This window comes from Streptomyces mauvecolor (assembly GCF_039532965.1).
GTDB lineage: Bacteria > Actinomycetota > Actinomycetes > Streptomycetales > Streptomycetaceae > Streptomyces > Streptomyces violascens.
This window is the reverse complement of the sequence record NZ_BAAASQ010000064.1, coordinates 1-657: the sequence shown is the minus strand read 5'-3', so window position 1 is coordinate 657 and position 657 is coordinate 1. Positions and strand designations below refer to the sequence as shown.

General features: G+C 70.0%; 1 pseudogene. It reads right to left on the bottom strand.

Annotation, left to right across the window (positions count from 1 at the left end):
- A pseudogene (locus tag ABD346_RS38225) lies at positions 1-657 on the bottom strand (isoleucine--tRNA ligase); the annotation flags it as partial.

Below are 657 nucleotides of genomic sequence, written 5' to 3'. Positions count from 1 at the left end.
TGTACCAGGACGGCTGCGCGTAGTAGAGCAGCGCGGTGTGGCAGCGCCAGCAGTGCGGGTAGCTGTGCTCGTACGGGACGTGGCGGAAGAGGAGGCCGCGCTCCTTGAGGTCCTCCGTCAGCTTCTCGTCGGCCTTCTTGAAGAAGACGCCGCCGACCAGCGGAACGTCCTCCTCGAAGGTGCCGTCGGGGCGCACCGGGTTCACGACCGGCAGCCCGTACGCCTTGCAGACCAGGAGGTCGTCGGCGCCGAAGGCGGGGGACTGGTGGACCAGACCCGTACCGTCCTCGGTCGTCACGTACTCGGCGTTGACCACGTAGTGGGCCGGGGCGGGGAACTCGACGAGGGAGAACGGGCGCTGGTACGTCCAGCGCTCCATCTCCTTGCCCGTGAAGCTCTGGCCGGTCACCGACCAGCCCTCGCCGAGCGCCTTCTCCAGGAGCGGCTCGGCCACGACGAGCTTCTCCTCGCCGTTCGTCGCGACGACGTACGTCACCTCGGGGTGGGCCGCGACCGCCGTGTTGGACACCAGGGTCCACGGGGTCGTCGTCCACACCAGGAGGGCCGCCTCGCCCGCGAGGGGGCCGCCGGTGAGCGGGAAGCGGACGAAGACCGAGGGGTCGACGACCGTCTCGTAGCCCTGCGCCAGCTCGTGGT